Source organism: Ruegeria atlantica (genome assembly GCF_001458195.1).
GTDB classification, from domain to species: Bacteria; Pseudomonadota; Alphaproteobacteria; order Rhodobacterales; family Rhodobacteraceae; genus Ruegeria; species Ruegeria atlantica.
Genome location: NZ_CYPU01000014.1, coordinates 1 through 18,444, shown reverse-complemented (window position 1 = coordinate 18,444; position 18,444 = coordinate 1). Strand labels below are relative to the sequence as shown.

Below are 18,444 nucleotides of genomic sequence, written 5' to 3'. Positions count from 1 at the left end.
GTGTGCCCGGGACAGAGCACTTTCGAAATGTCCTGCGCCACGATGTCGAAACCGCACCTACGGTGTTGACGCTGCGCATCGACGAGAGCCTTTACTTCGTAAACGCCGGCTTTCTGGAAGAACTGATCTTCAGTCGCCTTGCCGAGCGGAAGAAGGTCAAACATGTTGTTTTGATGTTCTCCGCCGTTAACGAAGTGGACTACTCAGCGCTGGAAACTCTCGAGGCGATCAATCACCGCCTCAAAGAGCTTGGTGTTGGCCTACATCTGTCCGAAGTTAAGGGGCCTGTCATGGACAGACTCAAACGGTCTCATCTTGTCGACAGTCTGAACGGCAGGGTTTTCTTGTCCCAGAACGATGCGTGGACAACGCTCATTGCAGAAGCGTGCGAGTGACTAAGATCAGCTTGGTTTGTGAACGTGATCAGAACGAGCGCTTTGGTCCGCATAGCGAACGTATGAGCGTTTTTGATTAATGAACGCCTCGTTCCCATATGTGCCATCAAAGGCAATCGCTTTCTGAATAAAAGAGAACCGCCGAAACGGTCCTTCACTCGTGAATTCTCGTTTGAACTGCGACCTCAACGCTCAGTTATGAAGGACAGCCCAGACACGAGTTGTTTCAAGCCAAGCGCCGCACCGGCGAATATGGCAGCGAATGTTACAGGCGCGCTGTAGGCCAATAGTGAGAAGGCAGATATACCTTGTCCGACGCTGCAACCGACCGCGACGATCGCGCCTGGCCCCATAATCGCCGCGCCGAGCATTTGACGCTTTAGTTCACGTGGATCCTCGCATGCTTCCCATCGGAAATGACCTTTGGACCAGGACCCCAAAAATGCACCAATGAGAACGCCGGAGACTGATCCGACCGCAAAGGACAAAGTGTTTCCGGAGGCTGTCATAAGATAGAATATTGTGTCGCCAAGGGGTGCAGCGAAAGTATGGGTTTGAACCGGTTCACCATCGAAACCGCGCGTCGCAACCCAATTCGTGCCGAGCCACCCTGATACGATCGCCAGCCCAACTACAGATCCCCAAAATACCTGTGCGGGAGCGCGGCGGAAGCGCCGGTTTGCCAAGGCGAAAATCACCAACGCAATGCCGATGACAGCGCCAATGAGCCAAGCTGGGATAGAGGTCAGTTGTTCGGCAAGGAAGCTAATGCTTTTAGGGCCTTCAAGATCCATTTCCTCGGGGAAGACCCATACGCGCAAATATGCAAGGGGCCCGGACATGACAACGTAAGCAGAAAGACCCATAATCAAAACGATGACGAATGATCGAAGGTCGCCGCCTCCAAGCCTTGCCAGCGCGCCATAGCCACAGTTTCCGCTGATGGCCATTCCGTAACCGAACATGAGACCACCTATTATCGACCCAAGTGGGTTCCAGGTCTGTGCAAGATACCTTGTTCCAAGAGGGTCCAGCCAACCTAAAGCCATAGCTAAGTGGCTGCCGACAATTGCTACGCCAATCGCAATTGCCCACATACGCAGCCGCTGGTCATCATCTGCGTAAAGGTAGTCTTCGATTGCACCCAACGTGCAAAAACGCCCAATGCGTGCGGCCAAGCCCAACACAATGCCACCGATCAAACCGATCAGGGCGACGGCGTTGGCGTCTCCCAATGCTTCAAACATTGCCAGTCTCCTCCCAAAGCTGGCGGGTGTTTTGGCGGCTTCTACTTCTCCCTGCAGAACAGATCGTAAACGACTTCCAGGATCTGTGTCGATCGATCATCCGCCAATCTGTAGTAGATCGTTTTCCCCTCGCGTCGCGTTTTGACCAAGCCCTCAAAGCGTAGGCGAGATAGTTGCTGAGACACGGCGGCCTGGCGTGCCGAGAGCATTTCTTCCATCTGCGCGACAGATTTTTCACCTGAGGACAGATAGCACAAGATCATCAAGCGCCCTTCATGGCTGATTGCCTTGAGGAAACTTGACGCCGTCTGAGCATTTTCCATCATTCTGTCCATGTCTTCGGCGCACATGTCCGGGGAGAACACAGGCAGTTTCGAAGATTTGTCCAACAAGATCGCCTCGCTTTCATAGCTTCACGCATTCATAACAGTTTATGTAATGCGCCGCAGTTTATCCAGAGCTCTCAATCGGTACCCCCGCGTCACGCAGCAAAACGCCCAGCAACCCCCAGAAAAAATCTTCGCCGGGATAGCCTTCGATCCGGCCGACCTCTTGGCCATCGTCCAGCAGAACAAAGGTTGGCGTGTAGTAGAGAGGCCGCTCCAATGCCATGCCTTCAGGCATAGCCGCGTGGATATCGATGCGTTGAAGTGGAGCGGCATGTCCTTCCGGTGTCTTGGGGTAGATCTCCGAGATGTCGGTGTCCCAACGTGCGCACCACATACACCCATCTTCTTCCGCCATCAGAAGAGTCATTTCTGCTCGTGAAACCACGGGAGAAACAAACAAAGTAATTGCAATCACAAGTAGAAGTAGGTGGCGCATCTCAAGCTCCGATTGACCGCAGCGACATATCTTTATTATTTTGAATGTGTGAATGATAGCGTGCCAGGACAGGTTTGAACATGCTCGACATTACATTTGCGGGAGCTTTAATTGCAGGGCTATTGTCGTTCTTGTCGCCCTGCATCCTACCTATAGTACCGTTTTATCTCAGCTATCTGGCCGGCGTCGGGATTGATCAGATATCTGCGGGTTCTACAATTCCCGGCGGCGTTCGTCGCAAGGCAACGCTTTCTGCGATAGCATTTGCAGCCGGGATCATAACGATCTTCATGGCGCTAGGTGCGACGGCTTCGATATTCGGGCAGCTGGTACGAGAGTGTTTCGACATCCTGCGTTGGATCGCTGCGGCCATCATCATTGTGATGGGCATGCATTTCTTGGGGATTATCCGCATCGGGTTCCTGTATCGCCAATTTCGTGCGGATGTTGGTGATACATCAAATGTGAGCCTTGTTGGAGCATATGTTCTTGGATTGGCGTTTGCTTTTGGCTGGACCCCCTGTGTTGGGCCGGTGCTCGCTGCGATCCTGTTCACAGCGGCCGGAACCGAAACGGCCTGGCGTGGAGCGGTGCTTCTATTCGTCTACGGTGTTGGAATGACCGCACCGTTTGTTCTGGCGGCCTTCCTGGTCCGCCCCTTCATGCAGTGGATGGTACGGTTCAGAAAGCACTTGCCCCTCATCGAAATGGCAATGGGTGGCTTTCTGGTGCTCTTCGGCATCCTCATCGCAACCAACTCCATCAATCACATCGCACAATGGATGCTCGACCATATGCCTTGGCTTGCAGCCATTGGATAACTCGGGAGGAAGACATGAATCGAGTTTTGTCAGTATTGATCGCTTGTCTGATCGGCGGGGCAGTTTCCGCCGCTGAACTGGGCGACGACGGTTTGCATAAAACGCCGTGGATGCGCGACACCTTCAAAGACCTTCGTGAGGATCTTGAAGAGGCGTCAAGCGAAGACAAGCGGTTGGTTTTACTCATTGAGCAACAAGGCTGCATCTATTGCAAGAAAATGCATGAAGAAGTGTTCCCCCAGCCTGACCTTGCAGCGTTCATCGAAGAGAATTTCTTTGTCGTCCAACTGGATTTGCATGGCAGCACCGCGGCCATCGACTTTGACGGTGAAGAGAATGAGCAAAGAGCGCTGATGCGAAAATGGGGGATTCTGTTCACCCCGACGCTCGTATTCCTGCCGGAAGAGGTGCCAGAGGACGCTACAGCCATCGATGCTGCGGTCGCTGTTATGCCCGGAGCGTTCTCAAAAGGAACAACCTTAGACCTTTTCACTTGGGTCGAGGAAAAACGATATGAGCTTGAAAATGGTGAAGATTTCCAACGCTATCATGCGCGGCGCATTCAAGAGCGAAACAATGGTTCTCAGGATTGAGCGCTGCTGTTATAAATAAAAAAATTCATTATTATGAATTTAATGTTGCGACAAGCGGTACTCGTCGACTACGGTACACAAAGGCTTTGGGTCGCAAGGCGCCGTCGGCGCGTTAGCAAATGGGAGGGATCATGAAGCTGAGACTCTTAACATTGGTCTGCGCAATGACAGGCGTTGCCGCAATTGCGGCAGAAACAGACCCGCAAGACGTAACCTATGACGACTATGGTGCCATTGAGGCTTCGTTGACCGGTGCTGCTGGCGACGCGGCGAATGGCGCGCTTATCGTTGGGGACAAGTCAAAAGGCAACTGCGTTGCGTGCCACGCGGTTTCGGCTTTGGCTGACATCCCGTTCCATGGCGAAGTTGGTCCGATGCTGGATGGCGCCGGTGATCGTTGGACCGAAGCAGAACTTCGCGGATTGGTCGCAAATGCCAAGATGACGTTCGAAGGCACGGTGATGCCTGCGTTCTACAAGGATGACGGTTATATCCGCCCGGGCGACGCCTATACCGGAAAAGCCCCAACCGCGCCTTTGACGTCGATCCTGACAGCACAAGACATTGAGGACGTGGTCGCGTTTCTTGCGACCCTGAAAGAAGAATAGCTGCGCTTTCGGGCGCAGATTTTCGAAGAATCAAAGGAGATTGAAAATGGAACTCTCTCGCCGCGAGACACTGGCCCTTGGGCTGGGCGCCGCGTTCCTGACAATTATGCCGCTTCGGGTAAATGCAGCTGCTGAAGATGCCATTGCGGCATTTACAGGCGGGGCAGATGTGGCTGATGGCGGTGTTACGTTGACTGCACCGGAAATCGCAGAAAACGGAAATACTGTACCTATCGAAGTGAGTGCCCCGGGTGCCGCTGCAATTCTGATCGTAGCTGCAGGCAACCCCGAACCAGGCGTCGCGACATTCAATTTCGGCGCATTGGCGGCTGAACAAGCCGCATCAACCCGCATCCGTCTTGCCGGAACGCAGGACGTCATTGCCGTGGCGAAGATGGCAGATGGCAGCTTTGCCAAAGCGTCCGCGACCGTAAAAGTGACAATCGGCGGCTGCGGCGGCTGATCGCCACGCGCCCTGAAGAACAGGAGATTAACCAATGGCATCCGGTGTGAAACCCCGCGTCAAGGTTCCAAAGACAGCCGCTGCTGGTGAAACCATAACGATCAAGACACTGATCAGCCACAAGATGGAAAGCGGCCAGCGTAAGGACAAAGAAGGCAACGTCATCCCGCGTTCGATCATCAACCGTTTCACCTGCGAGTTTAATGGAGAAATGGTGGTGGATGTGACGTTGGAGCCGGCGATTTCGACCAACCCGTACTTCCAGTTCGAAGCGACTGTGCCCGAGGCCGGAGAGTTTGTCTTCACTTGGTACGATGATGACGGCTCTGTCTACGATGAGAAAAAAACGATCGAGATCGCCTGACGGCTCGAACACTAAGGCAGATCAGCGCTGGTAGGAGGAGTTGGCGCTGATCCACCAAGGGAGGAACGCAATGAATACCAAGGCACTTACGGCGATCGCGGCAATTCTGGTTTTCCCGGCTGCAGTGATGGCTGGACCTGACGAAGACAATTTGGTGATCAATGATGAGTTGGACATGACCTCGGTCACTGAAGCTCCGGCACATCTGGAAAACTTGGACACGATCTACTCGGGTTGGCATTTTCGCACGGATGAAACGCAAGCGCTTCAAATTGATGACTTCGACAACCCCGCAATGATCTTCGTCGATCAGGCCGCCGATCTCTTCGGGACAGTTGATGGTGCCGCTGGCGAGAGCTGTGCCTCTTGCCACGATGGGGTGGAAAGCTTCAAGGGATTGCAGGCGTCCATGCCGAAGGTGGATGCCGAAACTGGTAAGCTGGTCGTCATGGAAGATCTGATCAACAAGTGCCGCACGGACCGCATGGAAGCCGATGCCTGGAAATGGTCCGGGGGTGACATGCAGGGCATGGTCGCTTTGATCGGTCTGCAATCACGCGGGATGCCAATGAATGTCGCGATTGATGGCGATGCCGCCCCATTTTGGGAGCAGGGCAAGGAGATGTATTATACCCGCTATGGTCAGCTGGAGCTGAGCTGTGCCAATTGTCATGAAGACAACTGGGGCAACATGATCCGTGCCGACCACCTGAGCCAGGGTATGATCAACGGGTTCCCGACATATCGTCTGAAACAAGCCAAGCTGATCTCGCGCCACAATCGTTTCCGCGGCTGTATTCGCGATACGCGGGCGGAAACTTTTGCCGAAGGATCGGACGAGTTTCGCGCGCTTGAGCTTTATGTGGCCTCTCGTGGCAACGGACTTTCAGTCGAAACTCCTGCAGTACGGCAGTAACGAACGACCCGCGTGGACAGTGTCCTGCGCGGGTTTTTCCAGGAAAATAACATTCACACATTTATATGTGTTATAGGAAAGCTGATAGATGATTTCTCGACGTGACTTCTTGCAGGTTTCAATGGCTGCATCGGCTTTGTACGGAGTGTCCGGGGTTGGCAACTGGGCCAGACTTGCCGCGCAGCAAAGCCTAACGCCGGATCAATTGCTGGAGTTCGAGACCTTCGGCAATATCAGCTTGATCCATGTCACCGATATTCACGCGCAACTCAAACCGATCTATTTCCGCGAACCCGAGATAAACCTTGGTATTGGCGATGCGCGAGAGCAGATGCCGCATGTTACAGGGGCGGCGTTCCGCAAGGCATACGGGATCGAAGATGGAAGCCCATCGGCCTATGCGCTGACCTATAATGATTTCTCTGCGCTGGCCAAGACCTACGGCCGTGTTGGTGGATTGGACCGGGTCTCAACTGTCATCAACGCCATTCGTGCTGACCGTCCTGATGCCCTTTTATTGGATGGGGGCGATACCTGGCACGGTTCATACACCTGCTATCAGACGGCCGGTCAGGACATGGTGAATGTCATGAACGCGCTGAAACCCGATGCTATGACCTTCCATTGGGAGTTCACGTTGGGCAGCGACAGGGTTAACGAAATCGTCGAAAGTTTGCCTTTTGCGGCCTTGGGTCAAAACATCTTTGATGCCGAGTGGGACGAACCTGCAGAATTGTTCCAACCCTACAAGTTTTTTGATCGGGGCGGTGCAAAGGTTGCTGTTATCGGGCAAGCGTTTCCTTACATGCCCATCGCGAACCCAGGCTGGATGTTCCCAGAATATTCATTCGGTATCCGGGATGAAAACATGCAGGCAATGGTGGACGAGGTTCGCGATGCCGGTGCCGATGTCGTTGTCGTCCTCAGCCATAACGGCTTTGACGTGGACAAGAAGATGGCAGGTCAGGTGCAAGGGATCGACGTGATCCTAAGCGGTCACACACATGACGCGCTACCCGAGCCGGTTCTGGTCGGTAAAACGCATATCATTTCGTCTGGCTCGAACGGAAAATTCGTTAGCCGCGTCGATCTCGACGTGAGGGACGGGCAGATGATGGGGCTGAAGCACAAGCTGATCCCGATCTTCTCTGACGTCATCGCTCCTGATCCTGCGATCACTGCTCTGATAAATGATCAGCGCGCGCCGTACGAGGCTGCGCTGAGTGAGGTGATTGGCAAAACGGATTCGTTGCTCTACCGCCGCGGCAACTTTAACGGCACCTGGGATGACCTGATTTGCGATGCCCTGATCAATGAGCGTGAGGCAGACATCGCGATGTCGCCCGGCGTCCGTTGGGGACCCTCAATCCTGCCGGGACAAGATATCACGCGCGAGGACATCTGGAATGTCACATCGATGTCGTATCCCAATGCCTATCGCACAGAAATGACAGGCGAATTCATCCATTTGATCCTCGAGGATGTCGGTGACAACCTGTTCAACCCCGACCCTTACTACCAGCAGGGCGGCGATATGGTCCGCGTCGGTGGTCTTGGCTACCGCATCGATGTGACCAAACCACAAGGGCAGCGGATCAGCGAAATGACCCTGCTCAAAACGGGTGAAGCGATTGATCCATCGAAAACCTACGTCGTGGCTGGTTGGGCCAGTGTCAACGAAGGCACTGAAGGTCCACCGATCTGGGATGTCGTCGAAAACCACATTCGCAACCTTGGCACCGTCACGGTGCAAGAGAACACCAGTGTCGATGTTGTCGGCGCTTAAGAGGCAGATGGAGACCTAAGAGATATGGATGACGCGTTCAAACCGTCCCGCCGGGCCTTCCTGAAAGGCAGTGCTGCGGTCGCCGCAGGGTCAGTTGCGGGTGCGGCAGCGGCAGACACGCCCGATCCACTAATAACAGAGCTTCAGGATTGGGCGTCTTACACGGGTGCCGGTGTCGATGAGTCACCTTATGGAATGCCGATCAGCTTCGAATCTCATGTCGTTCGGCGCAACGTGGAATGGCTGACCGCCTCTCCGATTTCGTCGATCAACTTCACGCCGATCCACGCGCTTGATGGCACGATCACTCCGCAAGGATGCGCTTTTGAGCGCCATCACTCAGGCGCGATCGAGCTACGCAAGGAGGATTATCGCCTGATGATCAACGGGCTGGTCGATCGCCCGCTGGTCTTTACCTACGATGACATCGAGCGGTTCCCTCGCGAAAACCATGTGTATTTCTGCGAATGTGCGGCAAATACCGGTATGGAGTGGGCGGGTGCGCAACTCAACGGCGTCCAATTCACCCATGGCATGATTCACAACATGGAATACACCGGTGTTCCGCTGCGTACGCTGTTGCAGGAAGCAGGCGCCGATATCTCACCCGACAAATGGGTCTATGTTGAGGGCGCAGACGCGTCATCCAATGGCCGCTCCATCCCGATGGAAAAAGCACTGGATGACGTGTTGGTGGCTTTCAAGGCAAATGGTGAAGCACTGCGCATGGAACATGGATACCCTGTGCGACTGGTTGTTCCCGGGTGGGAAGGCAACATGTGGGTCAAGTGGCTACGCCGCATCGAAGTTGTCGATGTGGCGGTCGAAAGCCGAGAAGAAACATCAAAATACACTGATGTCTACGCCGATGGCACAGCCCAGAAATGGACGTGGGTGATGGATGCAAAATCCGTCATCACCTCACCCAGCCCGCAAATGCCGATCAAACACGGACAGGGACCCCTGGTCATTTCCGGGCTTGCCTGGTCAGGCCATGGGCAAATTACGCGGGTCGATGTGTCCAAGGACGGTGGGATCACCTGGGAGACGGCGCGTCTTGGCAAGCAGGGCGACAGTAAGGCTTTGACGCGTTTCTATCTCGATACGAACTGGGACGGAGCACCAATGATTTTGCAGGCCCGGGCGATAGATGAGACCGGCTATGTGCAGCCGACCAAAGACCAGCTACGCGAAAAGCGCGGAGAGAACTCGGTCTACCACAACAACTGTATCCAGACTTGGTACGTGAGCGCAGAAGGGATCGCCGAGAATGTCGAAGTCTCTTAGTCATGTTTTCCTGCCTGTATTCGGCGGCACGGCGTTGGTGCTTGCGGCGGCAGTGGCCATTACGAACCGGAACTACGGCCAATCGCAGATAGAAACCTTGGAAACCCGGATCAGTCAGGTTGAGGCGCATGCAGCTACAGCCCAGGAAAACGCGCAAGCAGAGGCCAGCCGGGCAGCCGAACTGGCAGCCAAGGTCGAAGAAATCCAGACCGCAGCGGCCGAGCGTGTCGCAAACGGGATGAACCTGACCGCGCCTGCGCCCAACAATGAGGGCACATACGGGCTTGGGCGCCCCGCGCTGGAGCAAGAGATTGCTGCCTGGGACGTCGATGTCTTGCCCGATGGGCGCGGATTGCCGGTTGGATCAGGCGACGTCTGGACCGGAGAAGAAGTGTTTGTCGACCGGTGTGCGTCCTGTCACGGAGAGTTTGCCGAAGGCGCCGACAATTGGCCTGTTCTGGCCGGCGGTTTCGACACGCTAGCCGACGAAGATCCTGTGAAAACCGTAGGGTCTTATTGGCCGCATTTGTCGACCGCCTGGGATTACATTTCCCGCTCAATGCCGTTTGGTGAAGCGGGCACGCTTACGGCGGATGAGACCTACGCAATCGTCGCCTACATCCTTTATTCCAATGATCTGGTGGATGACGACTTCGTTCTCAGCAACGAAAACTTCGCCGATTTCGAGATGTACAATATGGACGGTTTTGTCGTCGATATTCGACCCGAGACGGAATACGCGGAATGGCGAGAGGAGCCTTGCATGGAGAACTGCAAAACAGAGGCCGCAGTTACTATGCGTTCTGTCTTTCTGGTTGAGACGCCACCAGAAGGCGGTTCGAATTCGGTCATGAATGAAGCCAGCGCGGACGGGTTGCCGACGTTTACGGCAGAAGGGCCTTCTTTCATTCCGACCGCAGCGCCAAAGCCTGAAGAAGAAGCCGCCGCAACACCGGCTGTTCAGGAAATCGACGAGGCTGATCAGACTACGGACCTGTTCGCAGCCGGTGAAAAGGTCTTCAAGAAGTGCAAATCCTGCCATCAGGTTGGTGACGGTGCTAAGGACAGCACGGGTCCTGCGCTGAACGGAGTTATCGGGGCCAACGCAGGGTCGGTTGAAGGGTTCAAATACTCCAAAGCTATGAAAACAGCTGCCGAGGCTGGTCTTGTTTGGACCGAAGAAGAAATGGCGGCCTTCCTGGCAAAACCCAAGGACTACATGAAGGGCACACGCATGTCCTTTGCTGGGCTCAAGAAACCAGACGATATTGAAGCCGTGATCGTTTACCTCAAGTCGTTCGGAAGCTGATCATGCGGTGGTTGAACATTTTGACCTGCGCGGCGGTTATGGTTGCTGTTGCCCCATCGACCCACGCCACCGAAAGCCTAGGCGACGCCGAAGCCGGGAAAGAAGTGTTCGCCAAATGCAAAGGCTGCCATCAGGTGGGCGAAAGAGCCGAAAACAAAATCGGGCCGCATTTGAATGGTGTCTTTGGGCGCAAGGCTGCGGGTCTGGATGCTTTTAACTACTCAAAAAGCCTAGAGCGTGCGGGTAACTCGGGTCTGGAATGGCACGCTGATACTCTGTCCGCCTACATCGAAAACCCACGCGCATTTGCGTCAGGCACGAGGATGAGTTTTCCCGGTTTGAAAGACCCGGAAGACCGCGCCAACGTGATCGCCTACTTGCGGGCGTTTTCTGACAGCCCTCAGGACATCCCAGAAGCGGACCCAACGGCGAAAGGCACGGATCATTCGATCGACCCGGCGATTCTCGCGATTCAAGGAGATCCTGAGTACGGCGCATACCTCAGCAGCGAATGTACGACATGCCACCAGATTGAAGGAGGCGATGAGGGCATTCCTTCGATTGTGTATTGGCCTGACGAAGACTTCGTGGTCGCCATGCACGCTTACAAGGACAAACATCGGCCACATCCGGTCATGCAAATGATCGCCGGACGGCTGAGCAATGACGAGATCGCGGCATTGGCCGCCTACTTCAATAATCCAGAATGAAAGTGCCTAAGGGGAAGAAAAGCGATGACACTCAATAGACGAGTATTTCTTGGAGCCGCCGGGGTAGTGGCCGCCGGGCTATCCGCTCCGATGGTGCTGGCTCAAGGCAAGCCCCGCGTGGTCGTTGTTGGCGGCGGTGCGGGCGGTGCGACCGCCGCGCGTTACATCGCAAAGGACAGCAAAGGTGAGATTGACGTGACGCTAATCGAGCCGTCTCGGACCTACTACACCTGTTTCTTCTCAAACCTTTATTTGGGAGGTTTTCAGGAGCTATCGGACATCGCCCACAGCTATGGCACGCTTGCCGCGAACTACGGTATCAACGTAGTGCATGATTGGGCCACTGGGGTCGACCGCGACGCTAAGACGGTGTCCTTGGCAGGTGGCGGATCGGTTCCTTATGACAAGCTGATCCTTAGCCCGGGTATCGACTTTGTTGATGATGCGGTAGAGGGCTGGGACCTCTCGGCCCAAAATAAGATGCCGCATGCTTACAAAGCTGGTTCTCAGACAGAGCTTTTGAAAGCGCAGATCATGGCGATGCCCGAAGGCGGTACCTTCGCGATGGTCGCTCCTCCTAACCCGTACCGTTGCCCGCCCGGGCCCTATGAACGGGTTTCGATGGTGGCGCACGTGCTGAAGGCAAACAACCCAACAGCAAAGATCATTGTCGCCGATCCGAAGCCGAAATTCTCGAAAATGGCTTTGTTCCAAGAAGGCTGGGGAAACAATTACGAAGGAATGGTCGACTGGATCGGCGAAGATTTCGGCGGAGGCAATGTATCCGTGAATCCGGATGCAATGACGGTGACTATCGATGGCGAAGAGACAAAGGTCGATGTCTGCAATGTAATCCCAGCGATGAAAGCCGGCCGCATTGCGGAAATGGCGGGAGTAACCGACGGCAACTGGGCACCAGTGAACGCTGCGGACATGTCCACCAAAGCCGATCCGGACTTATATGTTCTTGGTGATGCCAGCCAGCAGGGTGACATGCCGAAATCCGGTTTTTCGGCAAACAGTCAGGCAAAAGTATGTGCGAATGCGGTACGAGGTGCGTTGACCGGATCTAAAGTATTCCCGGCCAAGTTCTCGAACACATGCTGGTCGCTGATCGACACCGATGATGGCGTTAAGGTTGGCGCAACCTATGAGGCGACGCCAGAAAAGATCGCGAAAGTCGATGGCTTTATCAGTCAAACCGGTGAAGATGCCGATTTGAGAAAAGCAACTTACGAAGAGTCGCTGGGTTGGTACGCCGGTATCACGTCGGACATGTTTGGTTGAGGCAATCGGGGACTTTGACCGGTGTCAAAGACTGCTATGATCAATCTGAGAAAATGCGGTTCAGAAGGAGGACTAAAAACATGAAACACTTTATCGCCGCAGCCGCGTTTTCCACTGTTCTGGCGAGCCAAGGGCTTGCAGAAGAGATCATCACTATCCCCTTCGACGGCAGTTTTGATGATGCAACGTTCGCCGTTGAGTCCGCTATTGTAGGACAGGGACTGGTCATCGACTATGTAAGCCACGTCGGCGACATGTTGAATCGAACAGGCGCTGACGTCGGCAGCGACAAACAGATATTTGCAGCTGCAGACATCTTCATCTTCTGCTCGGCAAAAATCTCGCGTGAAGTGATGGAAGCAGACCCGATGAATATTGGCTTCTGCCCCTATGGGATTTTTGTAGCCGAAGGCGACGATGGCGTGATGGTTGGATACCGAAGCTATCCTGATGGACCAATGCAAAAAGTTCAGGCCCTGTTGTCCGGGATCGTAGAAGAAGCCGTTGGGAACTGAAATGAACTATCAGCAGTTTTTTCGTGGTCAACTCGACCAGCTTAAGGAGGAAGGGAACTACCGGGTCTTTGCGGATCTCGAAAGGCAGCGTGGCGCGTTCCCGACAGCGCGTAGCTACGCGGAAAATGGCCCCGAGAAAGTCACTGTTTGGTGCTCAAATGATTATCTGGGGATGGGTCAGCACCCCAATGTTATTGCAGCAATGCACAAGGTGATCGATGAGGTTGGTGCCGGAGCGGGAGGAACGCGGAATATCTCTGGAACGACCCACCAGCATGTTTTGCTGGAGCAAGAGGTTGCTGACTTGCATGGCAAGGACGCTGCGTTGCTGTTTACGTCCGGTTACGTTTCGAACTGGGCCGCGCTGGGAACTCTGGCGTCTCGCATTCCTGGCATCACAGTCTTGTCTGACGAGTTGAACCATGCCTCGATGATCGAGGGCATTCGCCACAGTCGGTGCCAGAAGCGTATCTGGAAACACAACAACGTGGCGGACCTTGAAAGGCACCTTGCTGAACTGCCTGCCGATGCTCCTAAGCTCATTGCGTTCGAGAGCGTCTATTCCATGGATGGCGATATTGCACCAATTGCCGAGATCTGTGATCTGGCGGATCGCTATGGCGCGATGACCTATTTGGATGAGGTTCACGCGGTGGGGCTTTATGGACCACGCGGCGGAGGCATTGCCGAACGCGAGGGCCTGATGGATCGGCTAACCGTCATTGAGGGGACATTGGGCAAAGCATTCGGCGTAGTTGGTGGATACATCGCGGCGTCGAAAGAACTTGTCGACTTTGTGCGATCCTTCGCCAGCGGGTTTATCTTTACCACTGCATTGCCTCCAGCCGTGGCCGCAGGAGCTGCTGCTTCGGTTCGGCACCTGAAGCAAAGCAATTCGGAACGACATCTACACCAGCAGCGCGTGCGCGAGGTGCGAGACAGGCTGGACGATCTGGGCATTCCGCATACACCGAACCCAAGTCACATAATTCCGGTCATGGTCGGCGATCCGGTCAAGTGTCGCTTCATCTCTGACGTGCTGATGCGTGACTATGGAATTTACATCCAGCCGATCAATTATCCAACCGTCCCCAAGGGAACGGAACGTCTACGGATTACACCTTCCCCAGTGCATTCCACCGACGACGTGGATCGACTGGTGTCTGCCTTGGGTGAGCTATGGACACAATGCCAATTGGCGCGCAGACCAATGGCCGCTCAATAACAACTTGACCGAAGACAAGGACGCGCAAGCAACCAAGTGAGAGTCTCTGTTGATGGAAAGACTCATCGATTTGTTGGGAGACCCTGGCACTTTGGCATTTGCCGGTGCGCTTGTCGGTATCTTGTTCGGCGTGACGGCCCAGAAGTCTCACTTTTGTTTGAGAGCGTCGACCATCGAAGTCGCCAAAGGCGAGCTTGGTCCTCGCCTGGCTGTCTGGCTAATCGCCTTCACCGCAACGCTCACCTTAGTGCAGGCGTTTGTCGCGTTTGAGTGGTTGGACCTTTCCGAGACACGCGCGATTGCGTCGACGGGCAGTCTCAGCGGCGCAATAATTGGCGGAGCGATGTTCGGCGTTGGTATGGTTCTGGCGCGTGGGTGTGCATCTCGCCTGTTAGTATTGGCCTCCTGCGGTAATCTGCGCGCCCTGATTACAGGATTGGTTTTAACCTTAGTGGCTCAGGCTGCTTACACGGGCGTTCTTAGTCCTGCCCGCGAATTGCTTTCCGGGATCTGGACTGTCTCAGGGGGCGCCTCGAGAGATCTTTCAGAAATACTTGGATTTTCGCCAGTGGTTTATACAGCCGTTGCAGTATTGGGATTGGTGTCGGCAATTGCATTCGCATTCCACCGGAGAGTCGCGCCAATCAGGATCGTAACAGCCGCAGGAGTTGGCGTGGCGGTGGCGCTTGGCTGGTTAATGACATTTGCCATCGCGCAAGCATCATTTGAAGTCGTGCCTGTTTCGTCAGTCACGTTCACCGGACCGGCTACGGATACACTGATGGCGTTGGTTTCCGAGCGAAACGTCGTGTTGTCCTTCGGTATCGGCCTTGTTCCAGGCGTAACAATTGGTGCCGCAGGCTCGGCCCTAACTGCAGGGGAGTGGAAGATCGAACGTTTTGGTCCGGATGCTCCGATGGAGCGCTACCTTGTTGGAGCTGTCCTCATGGGGTTTGGAGCCATGCTGGCCGGAGGTTGCGCCGTGGGTGCAGGGCTTTCAGGAGGGTCCGCCCTGTCATTGACGGCTTGGCTTGCCGTTTTCTTCATGTGGGTTGGAGCGATCAGCGCGCACAGGTTAATGCGCCGAATTCCTGTTCCTCAAACGTCCTGAGTTATTCGAATTCCATCTGCTCAAATACCCGCCCGGCATTTTTTGTCGCCAATTCCTCAAACGTGTCCAAATGGGCATACGGTGACTGATCGACATAGTAAGCCTCTGCCAGATCGCCGCCGGCATCCATGTGCTCTTGGATCTTGCCGCGCAGGTAGACTAGGTAGTCGCGTGTATAACGGCGCACCTGATCCATGTTCGTCGGATGACCATGTCCGGGGATGACATATTTGGCTCCCAAAGCTTCGAACTCGTTGTCCCATGTTTCAAGCCAATCCGCCGTATAGGTCTCTTGAAAGATCGGCAGCATTCGCTCGTGAAACGCCATATCACCCGCGATAACAAGGCTTTGGTTCGGCAACCAAATCGAGATATCGCCGGGACTATGGGCCGGCCCGAGATATTTGGCCTCAATCCGGAAATCACCCATTTCAACCACGTATTCATCCTCGAATGTCTCGGTTGGGCCTGCCAGGAAGGTTCTTTCCGCCTTGTCTTGGTTGTACCGCTGCATTCCTTCAAGGATCTGTGGGCCGTATTCCTCGAATTCAGCCGCAGCATTCGAATGGGCGATGATCGGAATACCCAGCTCTGACCAGAAGGCGTTGCCAAGCATCGCGTGCCCCTGACCATTCTCGTTGAAGACAAACTTAACCGGCTGATCCGTGATTGCCTGAATTTCCTGGTGAAGCGCTTCGGCAAGCACATAAGCCGCGCCGCCGTTTATGACGATCACGCCATCTCCGGTAACTATGAAGCTGAGGTTGTTGTTGTGACCAGAGTTCTCGTAGGTCGGTGGGGCGGTTGCGCCAATGGCGGAATAGACTCCGGGGATGTACTCGACCGGTTCGGAATACAGCACACTTTGCGGGTATTGGTCTGCAATATCCTCGCTTGCCCAAGCTGGTGTGGCTAGGGCCAAGAAAATCGCCAGCGATCGCATCATTATTGTTCTCCAATGAACTTATAAGCAGACCCAGTCTTCTCGATCCAGCCGATTCCACCATTCGGCAGGTGGAAACCAATTATTTTCATTTGCTCGTGTGAAATCTGATCCAGCAGTGAAATCCGGGTTGCTGTCGCCGCCTGCGGATCCTGATCCGTGCCGCTGTGCCAGTCGGGGCGTTCAAAAGCTAAGTGTGGATTTCCCAGCGCGTCGCCGACAATCATCACGGATTCACCGCCGCTGCGAATTTCAAACGCCATGTGACCGGGAGTGTGTCCAAAGCTCGCGCGTGCGGCAATACCGGGAAGGATCTCTTGCCCGTCGTCAAAGAATGCGACCTGATCCTCAATTGCTTCCATACGCCGTTTTGCGCCTACTGCGAACGCAGCGCGATCTTCTCCAATGGTATCCACCGTTGAGGGGTTCCACCAATAATCCCACTCACTTCGGCCAAAGTGATGCGTGGCGTTGGGGAACAGAAGGTCGTCGAAATCATCCAAAACGCCCCAAATGTGATCCGGGTGCGCATGGGTGAAGATCACGTGCGAGATGTCTTCGGGCGACAGGTCGGTTGTTTCAAGAGCCTCCAGAAGCTTACCAGAAGTGGGCATGAAATCTGGCCCAGCTCCCACATCGAACAGCACGGATTTTTGATCATCTTGATAAAGTGCCACGTTGCACTCTGGCTCGTACTTGGTCGCGTCCACCTTGTAGTTGCCCAAAAGCTGCCTGAGCTCTTCCTTCGGCATGGCGCCAAAGACCATTTCCGAAGGCAATGACAGGTACCCATCTGACATGGTTGTAATCCGAGCCGAAGCACCGAGTTGTAACTCTGCCCACCCGATCTTGGATTGAACTCCAAGCGCTGCGATACACGTGGCACCATGCAAGAATCTGCGTCGTGAAAACTCATTTCGATCCATTAACAATCAATAAAATGAATATATTAATTTGTAAATGACGAAAGGTGGGGTCTTTCCAGAAGAACTAGAGTTGAGGCGGGCAGGGGCTTTCGCAGCATTTACTCTATGAAATAAAAACTCCAATCAAGCACCTCAAGACCAGCTCCAATGTCATTCGCCTTGCGGTGGAGCTGTATACAGGCGTCAAGTCCTATGCAATTTGCTCGTCGCTCGATGTCTGCTCTGTCCGCAACTCTGCCGTACAGCAGATTTCAGCGAACGTCCGCTGCCGTTCAATGCAGACCTTCGGGCGAAATTTCTCGGAATGACCACCAACAATGACCGCTTTCCGTTCCTAAGCCGTCATCTGACTGAAAGACTCAGATGACTGCTCTGAGCCCAAAGACGACATAGATACAGATTTTGAGAGCTGCGTTCTTCGCTCAGGGCGAAAACCTGACTTTAGCAGAAATCGCAAAAACTTGCGTTGACTTTGACTGGTTTTGGGTTCCGAGTGAAATTAGAAACAGCTTACAGGACTATTGGAAGCTCAAGCGTAATGCTCGCTCCTCTTTCGACTTGGTTGATTTCGATCATTCCTCCGTGGCGCTCCGCCACTGCAGAGACGATGGACAACCCCAATCCGCTGCCCCCGGAATGCTCCAATTGAGAAAATCGATTGAATGCCGCTTCGCTTTGGTTTGGCGAAAGGCCAGCACCATCATCGGTCACAGTTAGGTTGACGTATTTGCCGTCACACCGCAGCGCCACTGAAATTTGGCTCAACATTGTGCCACCGGGCACTGTCAGAAGAAACTTATTGAGGCGGGCATGGCGAGCACTTAGCGTCGCAGGATGACAAGACGCAGCCCTTTTCGCTACTTCAAGACGAGCCCCGAGATCATCCGTCTGGCCGTCATGATGTATGTTCGGTTTCCGCTTTCGCTTCGCAGTGTTGAAGATCTTTTGCACGAGCGCGGCATCGAGATCAGCCACGAAACTGTGCGTTATTGGTGGAACAGATTTGGCCCGATATTCGCGGCAGAGATCCGCAGAAACAGGGTCAATCGGATGCGATCTTATTCGAACTGGCAGTGGCATCTGGACGAGGTCTTCGTGAAGATCAATGGCGAG

General features: G+C 54.4%; 22 protein-coding genes. 16 read left to right on the top strand and 6 right to left on the bottom strand.

The window, feature by feature from the left end; genetic code table 11:
- Nucleotides 1-395: STAS domain-containing protein (locus RUA4292_RS04070; RefSeq protein WP_145974855.1), on the top strand; the 395-nt coding region annotated here is incomplete at its 5' end.
- 185 nt (nucleotides 396-580) lie between these two features.
- Here RUA4292_RS04070 and RUA4292_RS04065 read toward each other — a convergent pair.
- From RUA4292_RS04065 to RUA4292_RS04055, 3 genes are all read right to left on the bottom strand, one after another.
- Nucleotides 581-1,642, bottom strand: a complete 1,062-nt coding sequence (locus tag RUA4292_RS04065; RefSeq protein ID WP_058276435.1) for a YeeE/YedE family protein — start codon at nucleotides 1,640-1,642, stop codon at nucleotides 581-583.
- Between the two features lie 41 nt (nucleotides 1,643-1,683).
- Nucleotides 1,684-1,992, bottom strand: coding sequence for an ArsR/SmtB family transcription factor (locus RUA4292_RS04060; RefSeq protein ID WP_058276434.1), 309 nt, complete (start codon nucleotides 1,990-1,992; stop codon nucleotides 1,684-1,686).
- Nucleotides 1,993-2,092: 100 nt separating this feature from the next.
- Nucleotides 2,093-2,398, bottom strand: coding sequence for a thioredoxin domain-containing protein (locus RUA4292_RS04055; protein WP_233493342.1), 306 nt, complete (start codon nucleotides 2,396-2,398; stop codon nucleotides 2,093-2,095).
- A gap of 149 nt (nucleotides 2,399-2,547) precedes the next feature.
- Between RUA4292_RS04055 and RUA4292_RS04050 the strand changes: the two genes are divergently transcribed.
- The 14 genes from RUA4292_RS04050 (at nucleotide 2,548) to RUA4292_RS03985 (ending at nucleotide 15,462) form a co-directional block, all read left to right on the top strand.
- A complete protein-coding gene (locus RUA4292_RS04050) occupies nucleotides 2,548-3,288 on the top strand; it encodes a cytochrome c biogenesis CcdA family protein (protein ID WP_058276432.1) in 741 nt (246 codons plus the stop codon).
- A gap of 14 nt (nucleotides 3,289-3,302) precedes the next feature.
- Entirely contained in the window at nucleotides 3,303-3,881 is a 579-nt protein-coding gene (locus RUA4292_RS04045) for a thioredoxin family protein (protein ID WP_058276431.1), read from the top strand.
- A 131-nt stretch (nucleotides 3,882-4,012) separates the two neighbouring features.
- Entirely contained in the window at nucleotides 4,013-4,489 is a 477-nt protein-coding gene (gene soxX / locus RUA4292_RS04040) for a sulfur oxidation c-type cytochrome SoxX (protein WP_058276438.1), read from the top strand.
- 46 nt (nucleotides 4,490-4,535) lie between these two features.
- A complete protein-coding gene (gene soxY / locus RUA4292_RS04035) occupies nucleotides 4,536-4,952 on the top strand; it encodes a thiosulfate oxidation carrier protein SoxY (protein ID WP_058276430.1) in 417 nt (138 codons plus the stop codon).
- Between the two features lie 34 nt (nucleotides 4,953-4,986).
- Nucleotides 4,987-5,316, top strand: coding sequence for a thiosulfate oxidation carrier complex protein SoxZ (gene soxZ, locus RUA4292_RS04030; protein ID WP_058276429.1), 330 nt, complete (start codon nucleotides 4,987-4,989; stop codon nucleotides 5,314-5,316).
- A gap of 70 nt (nucleotides 5,317-5,386) precedes the next feature.
- Nucleotides 5,387-6,232 carry a sulfur oxidation c-type cytochrome SoxA gene (gene soxA / locus RUA4292_RS04025; RefSeq protein ID WP_058276428.1) on the top strand — a complete coding sequence of 282 codons (846 nt, stop codon included), beginning with the start codon at nucleotides 5,387-5,389 and terminating at the stop codon, nucleotides 6,230-6,232.
- Nucleotides 6,233-6,320: 88 nt separating this feature from the next.
- Nucleotides 6,321-8,018 (top strand): thiosulfohydrolase SoxB, encoded by a 1,698-nt coding sequence (gene soxB, locus RUA4292_RS04020; protein WP_058276427.1) that lies wholly within the window; start codon nucleotides 6,321-6,323, stop codon nucleotides 8,016-8,018.
- A gap of 24 nt (nucleotides 8,019-8,042) precedes the next feature.
- On the top strand, nucleotides 8,043-9,305 hold the full coding sequence (gene soxC, locus RUA4292_RS04015) for a sulfite dehydrogenase (RefSeq protein ID WP_058276426.1): 1,263 nt from the start codon (nucleotides 8,043-8,045) through the stop codon (nucleotides 9,303-9,305).
- The gene (locus tag RUA4292_RS04010) at nucleotides 9,289-10,614 is read left to right on the top strand and encodes a c-type cytochrome (RefSeq protein ID WP_082636992.1); all 1,326 of its coding nucleotides are present in this window, start codon (nucleotides 9,289-9,291) and stop codon (nucleotides 10,612-10,614) included. Before soxC ends, RUA4292_RS04010 begins: the two co-directional genes overlap by 17 nt.
- Before the next feature lie 2 nt (nucleotides 10,615-10,616).
- On the top strand, nucleotides 10,617-11,324 hold the full coding sequence (locus tag RUA4292_RS04005) for a c-type cytochrome (RefSeq protein WP_058276425.1): 708 nt from the start codon (nucleotides 10,617-10,619) through the stop codon (nucleotides 11,322-11,324).
- A gap of 24 nt (nucleotides 11,325-11,348) precedes the next feature.
- Nucleotides 11,349-12,611: an NAD(P)/FAD-dependent oxidoreductase gene (locus tag RUA4292_RS04000; RefSeq protein WP_058276424.1), complete on the top strand. Its 1,263-nt coding sequence runs from the start codon at nucleotides 11,349-11,351 to the stop codon at nucleotides 12,609-12,611.
- A gap of 80 nt (nucleotides 12,612-12,691) precedes the next feature.
- A complete protein-coding gene (locus RUA4292_RS03995) occupies nucleotides 12,692-13,126 on the top strand; it encodes a DUF302 domain-containing protein (protein WP_058276423.1) in 435 nt (144 codons plus the stop codon).
- 1 nt (nucleotide 13,127) lies between these two features.
- A complete protein-coding gene (hemA, locus tag RUA4292_RS03990; protein ID WP_058276422.1) occupies nucleotides 13,128-14,351 on the top strand; it encodes a 5-aminolevulinate synthase in 1,224 nt (407 codons plus the stop codon).
- A gap of 52 nt (nucleotides 14,352-14,403) precedes the next feature.
- Nucleotides 14,404-15,462: a YeeE/YedE family protein gene (locus tag RUA4292_RS03985; protein WP_306346058.1), complete on the top strand. Its 1,059-nt coding sequence runs from the start codon at nucleotides 14,404-14,406 to the stop codon at nucleotides 15,460-15,462.
- Between the two features lies 1 nt (nucleotide 15,463).
- Here the strand turns inward: RUA4292_RS03985 and RUA4292_RS03980 are convergent, their stop codons facing one another.
- From RUA4292_RS03980 to RUA4292_RS24380, 3 genes are all read right to left on the bottom strand, one after another.
- Nucleotides 15,464-16,405: an MBL fold metallo-hydrolase gene (locus RUA4292_RS03980; protein ID WP_145974856.1), complete on the bottom strand. Its 942-nt coding sequence runs from the start codon at nucleotides 16,403-16,405 to the stop codon at nucleotides 15,464-15,466.
- A gap of 2 nt (nucleotides 16,406-16,407) precedes the next feature.
- Nucleotides 16,408-17,205 (bottom strand): MBL fold metallo-hydrolase, encoded by a 798-nt coding sequence (locus tag RUA4292_RS03975; RefSeq protein WP_233493341.1) that lies wholly within the window; start codon nucleotides 17,203-17,205, stop codon nucleotides 16,408-16,410.
- A gap of 636 nt (nucleotides 17,206-17,841) precedes the next feature.
- Nucleotides 17,842-18,096, bottom strand: coding sequence for a sensor histidine kinase (locus RUA4292_RS24380; RefSeq protein ID WP_158506949.1), 255 nt, complete (start codon nucleotides 18,094-18,096; stop codon nucleotides 17,842-17,844).
- Between the two features lie 69 nt (nucleotides 18,097-18,165).
- Here RUA4292_RS24380 and RUA4292_RS03970 point away from each other — a divergent pair.
- Nucleotides 18,166-18,444, top strand: a 279-nt coding sequence (locus RUA4292_RS03970) for an IS6 family transposase (protein WP_145974853.1), incomplete at its 3' end; no start/stop codon positions are given.